General features: G+C 61.0%; 13 protein-coding genes. 7 read left to right on the top strand and 6 right to left on the bottom strand.

All coding sequences use genetic code 11. The features are described 5' to 3' along the window. The first annotated feature begins 274 nt into the window (after positions 1-274). Genes AC07Z7_RS06785 through AC07Z7_RS06760 form a run of 6 tightly spaced genes read left to right on the top strand, consistent with a single transcriptional unit; the run spans position 275 to position 7,709 of the window. Positions 275-1,903 carry a peptide chain release factor 3 gene (locus AC07Z7_RS06785; RefSeq protein WP_494765769.1) on the top strand — a complete coding sequence of 543 codons (1,629 nt, stop codon included), beginning with the start codon at positions 275-277 and terminating at the stop codon, positions 1,901-1,903. 15 nt (positions 1,904-1,918) lie between these two features. After that, positions 1,919-4,378: an acyltransferase family protein gene (locus AC07Z7_RS06780; protein ID WP_494765768.1), complete on the top strand. Its 2,460-nt coding sequence runs from the start codon at positions 1,919-1,921 to the stop codon at positions 4,376-4,378. Continuing rightward, entirely contained in the window at positions 4,375-5,355 is a 981-nt protein-coding gene (locus AC07Z7_RS06775) for a glycosyltransferase family 2 protein (RefSeq protein WP_494765767.1), read from the top strand. The genes AC07Z7_RS06780 and AC07Z7_RS06775 overlap by 4 nt, the downstream gene beginning before the upstream one ends. Further along, positions 5,352-5,747, top strand: coding sequence for a GtrA family protein (locus AC07Z7_RS06770; RefSeq protein ID WP_422847794.1), 396 nt, complete (start codon positions 5,352-5,354; stop codon positions 5,745-5,747). Before AC07Z7_RS06775 ends, AC07Z7_RS06770 begins: the two co-directional genes overlap by 4 nt. Positions 5,748-5,774: 27 nt before the next feature. Beyond that, positions 5,775-6,866, top strand: a complete 1,092-nt coding sequence (locus AC07Z7_RS06765; protein WP_494765766.1) for an acyltransferase family protein — start codon at positions 5,775-5,777, stop codon at positions 6,864-6,866. A 33-nt stretch (positions 6,867-6,899) separates the two neighbouring features. Next, positions 6,900-7,709, top strand: coding sequence for an HAD family hydrolase (locus tag AC07Z7_RS06760; RefSeq protein ID WP_494765765.1), 810 nt, complete (start codon positions 6,900-6,902; stop codon positions 7,707-7,709). A gap of 133 nt (positions 7,710-7,842) precedes the next feature. Here AC07Z7_RS06760 and AC07Z7_RS06755 read toward each other — a convergent pair whose 3' ends face one another. The 5 genes from AC07Z7_RS06755 to AC07Z7_RS06735 form a co-directional block, all read right to left on the bottom strand. Beyond that, entirely contained in the window at positions 7,843-9,084 is a 1,242-nt protein-coding gene (locus tag AC07Z7_RS06755; RefSeq protein ID WP_494765764.1) for an ROK family transcriptional regulator, read from the bottom strand. A 13-nt stretch (positions 9,085-9,097) separates the two neighbouring features. Beyond that, positions 9,098-9,550: an RbsD/FucU family protein gene (locus AC07Z7_RS06750; RefSeq protein WP_494765763.1), complete on the bottom strand. Its 453-nt coding sequence runs from the start codon at positions 9,548-9,550 to the stop codon at positions 9,098-9,100. Between the two features lie 10 nt (positions 9,551-9,560). Next, a complete protein-coding gene (locus tag AC07Z7_RS06745) occupies positions 9,561-10,367 on the bottom strand; it encodes an ATP-binding cassette domain-containing protein (protein ID WP_494765762.1) in 807 nt (268 codons plus the stop codon). Positions 10,368-10,369: 2 nt separating this feature from the next. After that, complete coding sequence (locus AC07Z7_RS06740) at positions 10,370-11,329, bottom strand: ABC transporter permease (protein ID WP_440113132.1); 960 nt, start codon at positions 11,327-11,329, stop codon at positions 10,370-10,372. A gap of 164 nt (positions 11,330-11,493) precedes the next feature. After that, a complete protein-coding gene (locus tag AC07Z7_RS06735; protein ID WP_110960320.1) occupies positions 11,494-12,507 on the bottom strand; it encodes a sugar ABC transporter substrate-binding protein in 1,014 nt (337 codons plus the stop codon). 136 nt (positions 12,508-12,643) lie between these two features. On the opposite strand from AC07Z7_RS06735, the gene AC07Z7_RS06730 reads away from it, so the two are divergent. Next, entirely contained in the window at positions 12,644-13,711 is a 1,068-nt protein-coding gene (locus AC07Z7_RS06730) for a PfkB family carbohydrate kinase (protein ID WP_494765761.1), read from the top strand. 3 nt (positions 13,712-13,714) lie between these two features. Here AC07Z7_RS06730 and AC07Z7_RS06725 read toward each other — a convergent pair whose 3' ends face one another. Further along, the gene (locus AC07Z7_RS06725) at positions 13,715-15,226 is read right to left on the bottom strand and encodes an NYN domain-containing protein (protein ID WP_494765760.1); all 1,512 of its coding nucleotides are present in this window, start codon (positions 15,224-15,226) and stop codon (positions 13,715-13,717) included. Between the last annotated feature and the right edge of the window lie 33 nt (positions 15,227-15,259).

The raw sequence follows: 15,259 nt of genomic DNA, 5'->3' as shown, positions 1-15,259 counted from the left end.
GCGCTGTGCGCCTTCCCCCTCTCTCGCCCCGCTATGCGGGGCGGGAGGGGGGCGCACCCGGTGGCCTGACAAAGTCAGCTCCACGGGTGCGCTGGCCTTGTACGCGCCAGCTTCAAGCGCTGTGGGTGGCGTGCAGCGCAATGAATAGCTGATGCCCGCCCCGGGGAATCCAGAGCGCCCGCCCGGTAAAATCCCGCGATTCGGCGCACCGCGCCTGTCGCGCCTGCTGCCGCAGCCCTTGCCGCAGCGGCCCTAGCCCTCTTGGAATCCCCCCGTGTCCTACGCCCCCGAAACCCGGCGCCGCCGCACCTTTGCCATCATTTCCCACCCCGACGCCGGTAAAACGACGCTGACGGAAAAGCTGCTGCTGTTCTCGGGCGCGATCCAGATCGCCGGTGCCGTCAAGGGCCGCAAGGCCAGCCGCCACGCCACATCCGACTGGATGGAAATTGAAAAGCAGCGCGGCATCTCGGTGGCCTCCTCGGTCATGCAGATGCTGTACCGCGAGCATGTGATCAACCTGCTCGACACGCCCGGCCACAAGGACTTCTCCGAAGACACGTACCGCGTGCTCACCGCCGTGGACTCGGCCCTGATGGTGATCGACGCGGCCAACGGTGTGGAAGCACAAACCCGCCGCCTCATCGAGGTCTGCCGCCAGCGCGACACGCCCATCATCACCTTCGTCAACAAGATGGACCGCGAGGTGCGCGACCCGCTGGACATCATGGACGAAGTGGAGCGCGAGCTGGGCATGCCCTGCTGCCCCATGACCTGGCCCGTAGGCCAGGGCAAGAGCTTTGGCGGCATCATCAACCTGCGCACCAAGACGATGACCGTGTTCGAGTCCGGCAGCGAACGCCGCCCGCAGGATTTCGAGTCCATCCCGCTCACCGACGTGGACACGCTGCGCGCCCGCTTTGGTGCCGAATTCGACGCCGCCATGGACAGCATGGAGCTGGCCACCGGCGCATCGCCCGAGTGGAACCACGAGGCCTTCCTGGCCGGCAAGCTCACCCCCGTGTTCTTCGGCTCCGGCGTGAACAACTTCGGGGTGATGGAAGTGCTGGATGCCCTCGTGGACATGGCCCCGCCCCCTGGCCCGCGCGTGAGTACGCTCGAAGTCAACAAGCAGCCCGTTGTCAAGACCATCCAGCCCGAAGACGAAGGTTTCTCGGGCGTGGTGTTCAAGGTGCAGGCCAACATGGACGCCAACCACCGCGACCGCATCGCCTTCGTGCGTGTGGCCTCGGGCAAATACACGCCGGGCATGAAGCTCAAGGTGCAACGCACCGGCAAGGAGCTGCGGCCCACCTCGGTCGTGACCTTCATGTCCCAGCGCCGAGAAGCGGTCGAAGAAGCCTACGCGGGCGACATCATCGGCTTCACCACGCACGGCGGCGTGCAGCTGGGCGACACCATCACCGACGGTGCCAACCTGCAGTTCACCGGCCTGCCCTTCTTCGCGCCCGAGATGTTCATGACCGTGGTGCTCAAGAACCCGCTGCGCACCAAACAGCTGCAACAGGGCCTGGCCCAGCTGGGCGAGGAAGGCGCGATCCAGGTCTTCAAGCCCGACGCGGGCGGCAACATGCTGCTGGGCGCCGTGGGCCAGCTGCAGTTTGAAGTGGTACAGCACCGCCTGAAGGCCGAATACGACGCTGATGTGCGCCTGGAAGGCTGCCAGTACACGGGCGCCCGCTGGATCACCGCCGACAACGCGGCCGACCTGCGTGCATTCACCGATGCCTACCCGCTGCGCCTGGCGCACGATGCGGCGGATACGCTGGCGTACCTGTGCACCTCGCCGTACGACGTGCGGTTGGCGCAGGAGCGGTTTCCCAAGATCCACTTCCATCCGCTGCGGGAGCATGCGGGGTTGGCATTGCAGGCCAATGCTTGATGCGCTGACATTGAAATGAGTGCAGCACATATACACGCAGGGGGATCTTCATTCGCCGGCAACAACTTTGACGCGATCCGTATCGTGGCGGCCTCTATGGTGCTTATCAGTCACCATTACGCCTTGACGGGTCAGATGGAGCCCAGCTTCTTTGGAATCCATAGCTACGGGGGCTTGGCCGTCGCAATATTTTTTATTATTAGCGGCTATTTGGTCGCTGCTAGTTGGCAGCGTGACCCAAATTTCTTTCGATTTGCGCTGCGGCGCTTTTTGCGCATCTGGCCAGCACTGACCGCCGCGCTAGTTCTGACTGCATATGGCCTGGGCGCTCTGGTCACAGAGCTGCCACTCAGAGACTACATCACTCATAAAGCGACTGCAAATTATCTTCAGGGACTGTGGATGAAAATCCACTTTGTTTTACCAGGTGTCTTTGAGGGAAATCCCTACCCCAAGGGGGTTAACGGCTCACTGTGGACCATTCCTATCGAGGTTCGTTGCTACATCATTTTGGCCTTAGGAGGCCTAATCGGCCTACTAAAATATCGACCGATACTATTAATTTGCATCTTTATTTATTTCGCTTGGTTTTTTCAAAAATACAATGCTGATCTAACAAAAATTGTTAGTTATAACTGGGAGTTAAGTGCCTTTTTTGCGGCAGGTGTTGCACTGCATACATTGGAAAAAAATTGGACCCGTCGTCCAGCTCTATGGACTGGGGCAATAACTACAGCTACTGCAATCTCATGGACGGCAAATTTACACCATACCGCACTCCTGATAGGTCTGCCATTTTTCATCATATATTTTGGCACTCGATCAACTCCTTTTATCAGGAAAGCTGGCCAATGGGGTGATCCGTCTTATGGAATATATCTTTTCGCCTTCCCGATTCAACAAACAATAATATTTTATCTTTTCCCCTCACAAGGATTCTTGGCAACTCTGCTCTTTGCCTTTTTAGCAACCACCTTTCTTGCATATCTTAGTTGGCACGGGCTTGAGAAGCAATTTCTAAAATTCAAGCCGTCCACAAAAAAGACAGCCTTATCACGCTCCTCCCCACTCAATTTCTTCAAAAAGAAAAATCGACAACTGACCGAACTTCAACGGTTTGGATTTTTACTAGTGGCTTTGAGCTTGGCATATGCAGTTTGGATGATTGCATGCTGGCCAGGCGTTCTTGGACAAGACAGTCTCGCAATTATGTTAGAAGTAGATACAGATCGAGGTTTTTCTTCCGGAAAACCATCTTTCTGGTATGCCTACAATCTCTTACTATATGGCACCTGGGGACTAACGGAAATTCCAATCATCTTTCAAATGACACTATGTGCCATTGTATGCGCGCGCATTTTAGGCTGGATGCTGAGCCACGAAATGTACAAGAGTTTTATTTACTGCTTGTTTTTTGTCGCCCTGGCTCCTAGTGTTATTTATTATTCAAGCAGTCTATACGGAGACGGGGTGTACGCAATGGCATCAATTGGAATGCTATTCGAGGCCTGGCGCTGCTACAAGGCAAGAAAAATTGATCATGCCGCTGTTTGGATGCTATTTTTAACAATTCCTTTCGCACTTTTTGCACGTCCAAACGGAATAATTAGTATAATAGCTATAGTGGCTTTGGCAACCATTTCCTCAACACGAGATCGCTGGAAATTAGCCGCAGTCTTCCTACCATGGTGTGCATCAGCCATTCTTGCGAGCACCTACTTTCAAAGAGAATCTCACGGAGCCATCTTTCCTTTGGCACTCTACGAAACAGTGGGCTTTCTGGAGCATCGCCCGATGGGTCTGTGGGAGCGCAACGAGCCCCGAGTAACCCCTCAAACGCTCGATGCCCTGACCTCGAATGGCGAAAGCATAGATCGTATCAACCAATACTACGATCACTACTATTGGGACCCACTCGTATACTTTAACGATGGACCCAATTTAATGAGTCTGTCATCAAAGGCAAAGAAGACAATCATTCGCGAATTCTTCACCTACAACCTCTGGCACAATCTTCCAGCGTTTACAGCGAGCCGCATTAATATCTTCTTGTACTCGGCTTTTGCCAACGGCGGAATTCCAGGACTTGCGAGCGCCGAGATAATTTTAAACAAAACAAAATCACTATCCCAACCACGCTTTCGAAACGGGGCTATCCATCGCGCGATATCTGCTTGGTTCGATTTTTCGCTCGTCTATCGATTTATACTATGGGCCCCATGGCTGGGCTTATTTTTAGTAGCTACTGGCAGCGTACGTACATGGAGACATAAGGACTACGGCAGCTTCATCATATGCAGCACACTAATATTACATCTAATAGCCGTTTTCATTTTTTCAATAGCCGGAGAATATAGATATTTGCTCACATTTTTTGCAGCTCCTATGATCCTCCTCCCAGTTTTGTACTCTCAAACCTCCTCGACTGGATATTTAAATAGCACGGCATCTTCTACCTTGGGCAAGAACTCATGAATGGATACAAGGAAAAGATCCGTGGGACTGAACCTGATGTCGCGGTCATAATTCCGTGCTTTAACGAAGCGCTTGCGATCGGAATTGTTTTAGACAACTTCAAGGCAGCTTTGCCGCAGGCCAAGCTGTATGTGTTTGATAACAACTCCACCGATCAAACTGCCAAAGTCGCTGTAGAGCATGGCGCTACCGTTGTTCACGTTGCGCTCCGTGGCAAAGGTAATGTGGTGCGACGCATGTTTGCAGATGTTGATGCCGATATCTACGTCATGGCGGATGGTGATGCCACATACCATGCACCATCCGCTTGCTTGCTCATCAAGACACTAATTGACGGACGGCTAGATATGGTCGTCGGAGCCCGAGTAGAGTCAGACCAAGGAGTTGGTGGGGCTACGTATCGCCCGGGTCACAGGCTGGGAAACAAGCTTCTGACTGGATGCGTGCAGCAAATATTTGGAGGCAGTTTCCGGGACATGTTGTCGGGCTATCGTGTTTTCTCGCGCCGCTATGTAAAATCGTTTCCAGCTCAATCACACGGCTTTGAGATCGAGACCGAATTGAACGTACACGCACTAGAGTTGCGTATGCCGTGTGCGGAAATCGATACACCCTATGGGGCTCGTCCCGAAGGATCAACCAGCAAACTCTCAACCTATCGGGATGGTTGGCGCATTCTAAAAACAATAGGACGTCTCGTGCTGAGCGAAAAACCACTTCAGTTCTTTGGTTGGTTGGGTGCGTTTCTTATGGCAGCTTCTGTTGCACTTGCAGTCCCTATCATTCTAGAGTTTGAGCAAACAGGCCTTGTGCGACGTTTTCCCACGCTGGGTCTGGTGACTGCATTGATGCTCTGCGGCGTGGTGTCGGGCGTTAGTGGATTGATCCTTCACGGCATCACCCAGATGCGACGCGAACTCAAGCGCTTAGTTTATTTGAGTATCACGGACAGCAATAAGGCGAGCTACTCCTCATGACGCTAACCCGCGAACTATTACGGTTTGGATTGGTGGGCATCATTGGACTCGCGGTGGATGTAACATTGCTCGCCTTATTGCGAGAGCCTATTGGCATCTATGCTGCTCGCTTAGCGTCCTTTCTGGGAGCAGCTACGGCTACATGGATATTAAACCGACGGTTTACATTTGCGAATCGCTCTGCGGGCATGCATATTTTTGGCGAGTATATGCGCTACTTGGGTCTTATGCTAGGTGGTGGCCTTGTGAATCTAGCTGCTTATTCTTTCTTAGCTTCACGCTTCAGTCAGTCGCCTCTATGGCTCAGTACCTACGTATGCATAGGCAGTTTACTGGGCATGGTCGTCAATTTTACCGGGGCAACTAAATGGCTCTTTCGCCACAAAGGCTGAATTCTCGTACGCCATACCTGGAGCATCGTGGAACGCACATCAAGCTCTCGCAATAGCGCAGCCTGTGCGACTGCCGCTGCACAGACTGATTTACTGTGGATTCAGGCGCTGCGCGGCGTGGCAGCGCTCATGGTGCTCTTTTTCCACATGCACCCCCACTGGAACTTGGCTCCACTGTTGTCGACCACTAGTGCGTTCACCCGCTGGGGTTTCTCCGGGGTCGACATATTTTTCACACTCAGCGGCTTCGTGGTGTACCGCTCGGCCCTGCGCACCATTCCTGCAAGCGGCATCAAACGTTTCGTGGTGAACCGTTTGCGACGCATCTATATGGGTTATTGGCCCGTCCTGCTACTCATCGCACTGACGACAGTTTGGGTATACCAGGAGAGTCTGCCGCCTTTGCAGAAGATGATTTTCAGCACTCTTCTGCTTTACCCCAACATTTGGGACAACTGGCTGCCTCCAGCTTGGTCGCTGACAATGGAGATCTACTTCTATCTATGGATCATTCCCATTGCAATCCTTCCGCGGCGACACCAGATCAAAGTCATTGTTTCGGTAATGCTGGTACTTGCGGCTTGGGGCATCGCATGGGTCACCATAGATCCGCAAGGTGTTTTTGAAGGCGACCAGCCACTACGGTATGGACTTACTGGGCTGGGGCTAGAGTTCCTCGCAGGGGCACTAGTGGCACACGCCTATGACCGACGCGCTTCAATCTTTCGAACACACAAAACCACCATCCCGCTGTGCCTCCTGCTGATAGCCTCGGGCTTTGCGGTAGGTTCCATGTCGCCGTTTTTTGATCGTGTCGAAGTCATGCGGGCGGCGAGCTTCGGGGTGGTGGGCGTTGCCACTCTAGTCATTGCCCTGTGCCTCGAGCAAACCAGGTTTTCACCGCCCACCTGGCTGGTCGCGGTGGGCGATGCTTCATACAGTTTGTATCTGCTTCACACCTTCCTGCTCGACGCCAGCGGTCGAATGCGCATGTCCCTTGGTATTTCGGAACCGCAGTCATTGCTCTTCTTCCTGCTTGGTCTGCCCGTTGTAATTGTTGTCATCAGCATGCTGTGGTTCCGCTGCATCGAAAGGCCCTTGCTTCGAGTTGCGCGATGATCATCGGGCCAGAACACTTTCTGCATCTGCCACATGCTGCCCCTGCCTCACTGGAATTCGGCCGCCCGCTCCACCATCGCGGGAATATTCACCGACATCGACGACACCCTGACCACCGAGGGCGCGATCACGCCCGACGCACTGCAGGCGCTGGCCGACCTGAAGACAGCGGGCCTGGTGGTGATTCCCATCACGGGGCGGCCGATTGGCTGGTGTGAACCTTTCATGGCCGGGCCTGCCGGTTCGACCTGGCCGGTGGATGCCATGGTGGCCGAGAACGGCGCTGTGGCGTTTACCCGGGGCCCTGGCTTGCAACCAACGCTGGTCAAGCGCTACCAGCAAGACACCGCCCTACGCAGCGCCAACCAGGCACGGATGCGCGAAATCGCTGCCATGGTGGCGGCCGAAGTGCCCGGCGTGGCCCTGAGCCGCGACAGCGCCGGGCGCGAGACCGACCTGGCCTTTGACTACGACGAGTTCGACCGGCACCCGCCCGAGACCGTGCAGCAGGTGCTGGCCCTGCTGCAGCGCGAAGGCATGCAGACCACGGTGAGCAGCATCCACATCCACGGCTGCTTTGGCGACTTCAACAAATGGCAGGGCGCCAACTGGATCGTGCGCGAGCTGCTGGGCCGTGACCTGGCGCAGGAGCTGGATCGCTGGGTGTTTGTGGGCGACTCGGGCAATGACCAGGCGATGTTCCAGCACTTCACCCACAGCGTAGGCGTTGCCAACATCGCGCGATTTGTGCCGCAGCTCGCGCACCTGCCGCGCTATGTGACCCAAGGCGAGCGGGGCGCGGGGTTTGCTGAAGTGGCGCGGGCGATCCTCGCGGGCCGGTAAGGTGGCAGGCGGGCTTTTGCCACTCGGTCTCACCGAAGATTTTTGAACAAAACCAGGCCTTTCCGCGCGATGGATATGCCTTGACAGCTATACATTTAATAGCAACCAATCCCTCACTGCCGCGCGGTCGCCACTACGTCTTGAGAAAGATGTCCGTATCCGGCGCGAAACACGCATGCAGCGGCAGCAGCGCTCCGCCCAGCGCCCGCGCGTCCGAGCCCATGGTGCCCAGTTCCAGCCGGGGCGGCTGGTGCAGGCCCTCCCAGTTGTAGTCGGCCAGCGCGTGGCGGGCGCTCTCGCACAGTGCCTGCAGCAGCTCGGGGGCAGCGGCGCCATCGACCACCACGGCGTCCAGGTCCAGGAACGCCGTGGCCGAGACGATGCAGTGCGCCAGGCCCGCAGCGGCGCGTGCGATCCAGCCCCGGCTGTGTTCCAGCCACGGGGCCTGCAGCACGCGCTTGTCGTAGGCGGCCATGGGGTCGAGGCCGTGCTCGCGAAAACGCTGCTCCAACTCCCACAGCGAGGCCTGGCTGATGAGCTGCGCCGGTGCCTGCCCCGGTTGGGCGGGTGACAGCGGCAGCGAAGCCACCGCACCCGCGTTGCCATGCAGACCGCGATGCAAGTGCGAGTTGATGACCAGCCCGCCGCCCACAAAGGTGTCCATGAAGAGGTACAGAAAACTCGGGATGTCGCGCCCGCGCCCCTGCAGCAACTCGGCCACGCAGGCGGCGGAGGTGTCTTTGGCGAAGCTCACGGGCAGCTCGGTCATCTGCTGCACCTGCTCGGCCAGGTCGATGTTGTTCCAGGCTTCGGACTGCGCTTCGGTCAGCCCCAGCATGCGGTGCCAGCCGCCGAGCTGGAACGGCGCGGCCACGCCTACGCCCACCACGCGCGAGCGCAGCGGGCCCAGGCCGTCGAGCAACTGGTTGAGGTGCGTGCGGATGGCGGGCAGCAGCACGTCGATGTCAGGAAAGGCGTAGTCGAGCACGATGCGCTCGCGCACATGGCCGGTGAAGTCCACCAGCAGCCAGTCGGCGCTGCGGCGGCCGATCTTGATGCCGATGGCAAACGCGCCGTCGGGGTTCAGCCCGATGGGCACCGAGGGCTGGCCCACGCGCCCACGCACGGGGGCTTCGCGGCGCAGCAACTGGTCTTCATCGAGCCGCGCAGTGATCAAACCGATGGTCTGCGCCGTCAGGCCCGTGACGCGCGCCATCTCGGCCTTGGCCAGGCTGCCGTGGGTGCGCAGCGCCTGCAGCACCACGCGTTCGTTGAACTGGCGCAGCCCCACATGGTTGGAGCCACGCTGGCGCAGCAGCGCGGGGCTGGCGGCAGCGTTGTCAACGGCAGAGGGAGAAGCGTCGGTGTCCAGCATGGTGATGAAACGGTCAGGCGTTCAGAGTGTCGCCGATGACGCCCTTGCGCAGCAGGAAATTGCCCCAGGGCTGCAGTTCGCCCGTCACAACGATCGCATAGGCCTTTTTGACGCGCTCGTAGAACGCAAAACGCTCCACGCCTTCGGCCTGCGCGCTGGCCACGCCCTCGCGCGCCAGCACGTCCAGGGTTTCCCGCTGCAGGGCCGAGCGGTACGGCACCTCGGTACCGCCCACCTGCATGTAGGCCACAGGGTGCGTCACGTCTTGCGCCAATGGCAATACGCTGGCCACCGCTTGCACGGCACGCGCCATGCCAATGCCGGGCAGGCGCAGCACAGGCTTGCCAGTGCCCAGGCTCATGGCGGTGAAGTTGGCGTCGGCCAGCACGATGGCGTCGTCATGGCCCATTTCGGCCAGCACCTTGAGCAGGTCGGGGGTCAGCAGGGGGTCGATGTTTTTCAGCATGGCAGCGTCTTCAGGCAAGGCATTCAGCGGGCAGGTCAGACGCAGCCATGGCCCCCGTCATCACGGCCACGGTGTCGCTCATGCTGATCTTCTTGGGGTTGACCACGGCGGCGCGTTTGCCCAGGCGGGCGATGTGGATGCGGTCGGCAATCTCGAACACATGGGGCATGTTGTGGCTGATGAGAATGACGGGCAGGCCCTTGTCGCGCACGCGGCGGATCAGCTCCAGCACCATGTTGCCCTCCTTCACGCCCAGGGCGGCGGTGGGTTCATCCATGATGACAACATGGCGCGCAAACGCTGCCGCCCGCGCCACGGCCACGCACTGGCGCTGGCCGCCCGAGAGCGTCTCGACCGCCTGCGTCATGGAGCGGATTCCGACCTTCAGCTCGGCCATGCGGGCCACGCTTTCTTCGAGCATCTTTTTCTTGTCGAGCATGCGCAGCGCGCTGCCCAGCAGTCCGGGGCGGCGCAGTTCACGGCCGAGGAACAGGTTCTCGGCAATCGTCATGGCCGGGGCCACGGCCAGGTCCTGGTACACGGTTTCGATGCCCGCGCGGCGCGCGTCGATGGGGCTCTTGAACTGGATGCGCTGGCCGTCGAGCAGGATCTCGCCTTCGTCGGGCACGGTAGCGCCCGACAGCGCCTTGATGAGGCTGGACTTGCCCGCGCCGTTGTCGCCGATCACCGCCAGGATTTCCCCGGCGCGCAGTTCAAAGTCGGCGCCATCCAGCGCCGTGACCTGCCCATAGCGCTTGACCAAGCCCTTGGCCTGCATGACCAGCGGGGCGTTCGCGGTGTGTGTGGAGGTGGTCATGATCAACGCACTCCTTTGCGCGAGAGTTGGTCGGTGGCCACGGCCAGGATCACGAGGATGCCGGTGACCAGGATCTGGTACACCGACGACACGCCCATCAGCGTGAGCCCGTTGCGGAACACGCCCACAATCAGCGCCCCCACCAGCGTGCCCAGGATGACGCCGCGCCCACCAAACAGGCTGGTGCCACCCAGCACCACAGCGCTGATGGCGTCGAGGTTTTCGGTCTGGCCCGCGTTCGGGTCGCCTGCCCCAGTGCGCGCCACCGACAGCAGCGACGCAATGCCGTAGAACAGGCCGGCCAGCACATACACGCCCAGCAGCACCTTGTCGGTGGCAATGCCGGTGAGGCGCGTGGCCTCGGGGCTGTTGCCCACGGCGTACACATGGCGGCCCGGTGCGGTCTCGCGCAGCGCAAACCAGGTGATGAGGTACAGCACCAGCATGAGCACCGCGCCCCACACGATGGCAGTCTGCCCCAGCTGGAAGGTGTTGCCCAGTGCGGTCATGCCCGCAGGGATGTCGGTGATGGTCTGCGCGCCCGAATACAGCTGCGTGGCGGCAAACGCAATGTTGAGCGTGCCCAGCGTGACGATGAAAGGCGGCAGCTTGATCTTGGTGACCAAGAGACCGTTGATCAGGCCGAACAGCATGGTCACCGCCATACCGCACGCAATCGCCACGGGGGCCGAGAGGCCATAGTCCGCCGCCATCTTGGTCATCACGATGCCGCCCAGTGCCATGACCATGCCACACGACAGATCAATGCCCGCGGTGAGGATCACCAGCGTCTGGCCGATGGCGATCACCGCCACCACCATGACCTGCTGCAGGATGAGCGCGAAGTTCTGCGCGGACAGAAAACGCTCGCTCTGCGTGGCAAAAAAGGCGCACGCCAGGATCAGCGCGATGAACGGCCCCAGCGTGGCCAGCGGCGGTAGTTTGGAAGCGGTCGAGGACATGGCGGCTCCGTGCGGGTGGATGAGGTGACTCTCAGAGAGAAGGCGTTTTTTCAGAGCTGCTCGCAAAACTCAGCGAAGCGGTTCTGGCTAGGCGCTGCGTCGCAGGCAGTACGGTAGTACGACAAGACGCAGCAACGACGCCAGAAGAGTTTTTCGAACGGCTCTTACTTGGCGCCCCAGCACAGGTCGGTGCCAGTTTTCACATCCTTGCTGTCCACGCCCGCCATGGGCTTGGCAGCGATCAGCGTCACGCCGGTGTCGGTGTAGCCGCTGACCTTCTTGCCGGTCTTGGCGTATTCCACGCCGGCCGCCACGCCCATGGCCGCCATGCGCAGCGGGTACTGCTGGCTGGTGGCTGCGATCACACCCTTGCCCACGTCGGCAATGCCCGCACAGCCGCCGTCCACCGAGACGATGAGCACGTTCTTCTCCTTGCCTGCGGCCTTGAGCGCGTTGTAGGCACCGGCAGCGGCGGGCTCGTTGATGGTGTAGACGATGTTGATGTCGGGGTTCTTCTGCAGGCAGTTTTCCATGCCGGTCTGGCCCTTGGCGCGGTCACCAAAGCTGTCGGCCATGCAGACCACTTCGGCGGGGCGCGACAGTTCGTTGCTCTTGGCGTCGTTCGCCTGCAGGCCAAAGCCCTTCAAGAAGCCGTTGTGCCGCTGTGCGCCCACCGGGTGGCCGGGGAACAGGTCCAGCGTGGCAATCACGGGCTTCTTGCCTGCAGCGGCGGCCTTGGCGTACTGGCCGATCAGCTCGCCGGCCTTGTAGTTGTCGGTGGCAAACAGCGCGTCCGTCGCATCCATGGGCTCGGTGGGGCTGTCCAGCGCAATCACCATCACGCCGCGTGCCTGCGCCTTCTTGATGGCGGGCACGATGGCCTTGGCGTCGCTGGGGGTGATGAGGATGGTCTTGGCACCTGCGGCGATCAGGTTCTCCATGGCCGTGACTTGGCCCGCGTTGTCGCCATCGGTCTTGCCTGCGGCCGACACCAGCTTGGCGCCCAGCTTCTTGGCCTCGGCCGTAGCGCCCTCTTTCATCTTCACAAAGAAGGGGTTGGTCTCGGTCTTGGTGATGAGGCCGATGACGGGTTCGGACGTCTGTGCCTGGGCCAGGCCACAGGCCAGGGCGCCGGTGAGGGCAAGGGCAGAAAGCGCGAAGGCGGGGATGCGTTGCATGGCGTTGTCTCCGGGTGTTGGGATGGCAGATTCCTGTCGGCCCCGTGCTGCGCGGCTGGCAGGTGAACCACTCTTGTCGGGTGGATGGGATCGAACTATAGTGGTCGACAAGTTAATAAATCAAGTGGATTTACTTATGGTTTTCCCTATTCAGTCCGCCGGTTCCGCCCCCACCTCCAGCGCCCCCACCGCACCGCCGCTGCGGGTGGCCACGGCGGGCGAGGCCTTGTTTGACCTGATCGAAGAGCCCGATGGCCGGCTCCAACCCTGCGCGGGCGGCGCGGTCTACAACCTCACGCGCGCGCTGGGCCTGCAGGGCGTGGGCACGCTGTACCTCAACCCGCTGTCGGGCGACATGCTGGGGCGGCAACTGGCGCGTGGCCTGCACGATGCGGGCGTGGCCCTGGCCTCCCCCACGCCGGTGCGCGCGCCCAGCGCGCTGGCGCTGGCCGCGCTGGATGCCGAGGGCAAGGCCAGCTACAGCTTCTACCGCGACGGCGTGGCCGACCGCCAGGTGACGGCAGCGGCACTGACGGCCGCCTGCGCCGCGTTGCCTGAGCTGCAGGTGGTGGCCACGGGCTGCCTGGCGCTGGTGGCGCAAGACGCTGCCGTCTACCTGCCCTGGCTGGCAGCACAGCGCGCAGCGAGCCGCATGGTGGTGGTGGACGCCAACCTGCGCCTGTCGGCCGTGGACGATGCCGACGCCTACCGCGCCAATGTGATGGCCGCCCTGCAGCACGCCCACCTCATCAAGGTGAGCGACGATGACCTGGAGGCGCTGGCGGTTCCGGGCGCCAACGCTTTGGAACGCGCCCACTATTTGCAGCAGCAAACACAGGCCCAATGGCTCGCCCTGACCCTGGGGCCAAACGGCGCCTGGCTGCTGCAGCGTGATGGGCTGGCCGTGCATGCGCGCGAAGAAGTACCGATCACGGTGGTAGACACGGTGGGGGCGGGCGATTGTTTTCTGGCGGGGTTGATCACGGCCTTGCTGGCCGGGCCCGAGCGGGGGGCGGAAGCGCTGGCCCAACGCGTGGGCGGCTTGACGGCGCCCGTTTCGGAGGCCCGGCTGCGCGCCGTGCTGCACCACGCGCTGGCCAGCGCCAGCCACTGTGTGGAGCGGGCGGGCTGCACGCCGCCGCGGTACGAAGAAGTACACGAGCGGCTGGCGCTGCGGCGTTCAACGACCGCAGCGGGCCGGTAACCCTTACTCAGCTGGCTTGGCTGCCGGTTTGCGGGCCCGGCTGCGGGGGCGGGCAGCGGGTGCCTTGGCGGGCGTGGTGCCTTCTGCCTCTGCGGCAGAGGCCTCGGGCGCAGCGGCGGGCGACTCGGCGTTGGCCGCATCGCCGGCATCCACCCCAGCACGCGCTCCGCGTGCACGGGGCGTGGCCGCCTTGCGGGAGCTGGCGCCCGACTTTGCGCTGTCTCCACTGCGAGCGCGGCTGCGGCGAGGGGGGGCAGCTTCGGAGCCATCAGCCTCGATGGACGCACCACCTACTGGCGTGTTCTCACCCTCTTCCACTTCGGAGCGCAGCTCTTTTTGCGGTGTGGTGGTGGTGGTGTCGATCTCCGGCTCTGGCGGCACCGCTTCAGGAGCCACAGGCTGGCTGAAGTAACGGCTGGCCGGGCGCTCGTAGGGGGCATCGGCCTGCTCGGACTCCGCGTGTTCGTTGCGCTGCGTGGGGCGCGTGTCTGCACGGTCAGCGCCCTCACCACGACGCCCCCGGCTGCGGCCCGGCGCGCCCTGCCCTTCGCTGCTGTCAGAGCGCAGATCGGGTGCCGTCGCCACCGCATGAAAGTCATGCCGCGTGGCGCCGCCCTGGCTGGCGCGCTCATGGGTACGCTCTCCAGTACCTTCAGGCCGTGCGGGCGCGGCTGGGGCGCTTGGCCCACCATGGCTGCGGTACACATACGCGCCCGATTTTTCATCGCGCCCAAACTCCAGCAACCCACGCGCCTGCGCCTCTTCCAGCAGGTTGCCGAAGGTGCGGAAGCCGTAACGCCCCTCGCTGAAATCGGGCTTGCGGCGCTTGATGGCCTCCTTGAGCACCGAGGCCCAGATCTTGCCGGTGTCGCCGCGCTCGGACAGCAGGGCCTCGAAGGTCTCGGCCGCCAGCTCCACGCCCTGGGCGCGGCGTGCGTCCTGGCTTTCCTTGCGGCTGCGCTCCTCCTCGGGGCTGCGGCGGGGTGCGGGTGGCGGGTTGCTGCCCGGGCTCTGGCGGCGGGCCTGGGCGCGCTGGTTTTCGCGCACCAGGTCGTCATAGAAGATGAACTCGTCGCAGTTGGCGATCAGCAGGTCGGACGTGGACTGCTTCACGCCCACGCCGATCACCTGCTTGTTGTTCTCGCGCAGCTTGGACACCAGCGGGGAGAAGTCCGAGTCGCCGCTGATGATGACGAAGGTGTTGACGTGCGACTTGGTGTAGCAGAGGTCCAGCGCGTCCACCACCAGGCGGATGTCGGCCGAATTTTTGCCCGACTGCCGTACATGCGGGATTTCGATCAGCTCGAAGTTCGCCTCGTGCATGGTGGCCTTGAAGCCCTTGTAGCGCTCCCAGTCGCAATAGGCCTTCTTGACCACGATGGAGCCCTTGAGCAGCAGGCGCTCCAGAATGGGCTTGATGTCGAACTTTTCGTACTGCGCATCGCGCACGCCCAGGGCGACGTTTTCAAAGTCGCAGAACAGGGCCATGCTGATGCTGTCGGAGGGGGATGCCATATCGTGTGTGAGTTCCGTTCAATGCTGCGGATC

This window comes from Acidovorax sp. GW101-11A03 (assembly GCF_059424825.1).
The sequence above is the reverse complement of the archived record's forward strand: the minus strand, read 5'-3'. Positions and strand labels throughout refer to the sequence as shown.

Excerpts from the sequence above, each read along its gene's own strand:
- AC07Z7_RS06780 (WP_494765768.1), top strand. The coding sequence starts at position 1,919 with ATGAGTGCAGCACATATACACGCAGGGGGATCTTCATTCGCCGGCAAC.
- AC07Z7_RS06775 (WP_494765767.1), top strand. The coding sequence starts at position 4,375 with ATGAATGGATACAAGGAAAAGATCCGTGGGACTGAACCTGATGTCGCG.
- AC07Z7_RS06770 (WP_422847794.1), top strand. The coding sequence starts at position 5,352 with ATGACGCTAACCCGCGAACTATTACGGTTTGGATTGGTGGGCATCATT.
- AC07Z7_RS06760 (WP_494765765.1), top strand. The coding sequence starts at position 6,900 with ATGCTGCCCCTGCCTCACTGGAATTCGGCCGCCCGCTCCACCATCGCG.
- AC07Z7_RS06755 (WP_494765764.1), bottom strand. The coding sequence starts at position 9,084 with ATGCTGGACACCGACGCTTCTCCCTCTGCCGTTGACAACGCTGCCGCC.
- AC07Z7_RS06750 (WP_494765763.1), bottom strand. The coding sequence starts at position 9,550 with ATGCTGAAAAACATCGACCCCCTGCTGACCCCCGACCTGCTCAAGGTG.
- AC07Z7_RS06745 (WP_494765762.1), bottom strand. The coding sequence starts at position 10,367 with ATGACCACCTCCACACACACCGCGAACGCCCCGCTGGTCATGCAGGCC.
- AC07Z7_RS06740 (WP_440113132.1), bottom strand. The coding sequence starts at position 11,329 with ATGTCCTCGACCGCTTCCAAACTACCGCCGCTGGCCACGCTGGGGCCG.
- AC07Z7_RS06735 (WP_110960320.1), bottom strand. The coding sequence starts at position 12,507 with ATGCAACGCATCCCCGCCTTCGCGCTTTCTGCCCTTGCCCTCACCGGC.
- AC07Z7_RS06730 (WP_494765761.1), top strand. The coding sequence starts at position 12,644 with ATGGTTTTCCCTATTCAGTCCGCCGGTTCCGCCCCCACCTCCAGCGCC.
- AC07Z7_RS06725 (WP_494765760.1), bottom strand. The coding sequence starts at position 15,226 with ATGGCATCCCCCTCCGACAGCATCAGCATGGCCCTGTTCTGCGACTTT.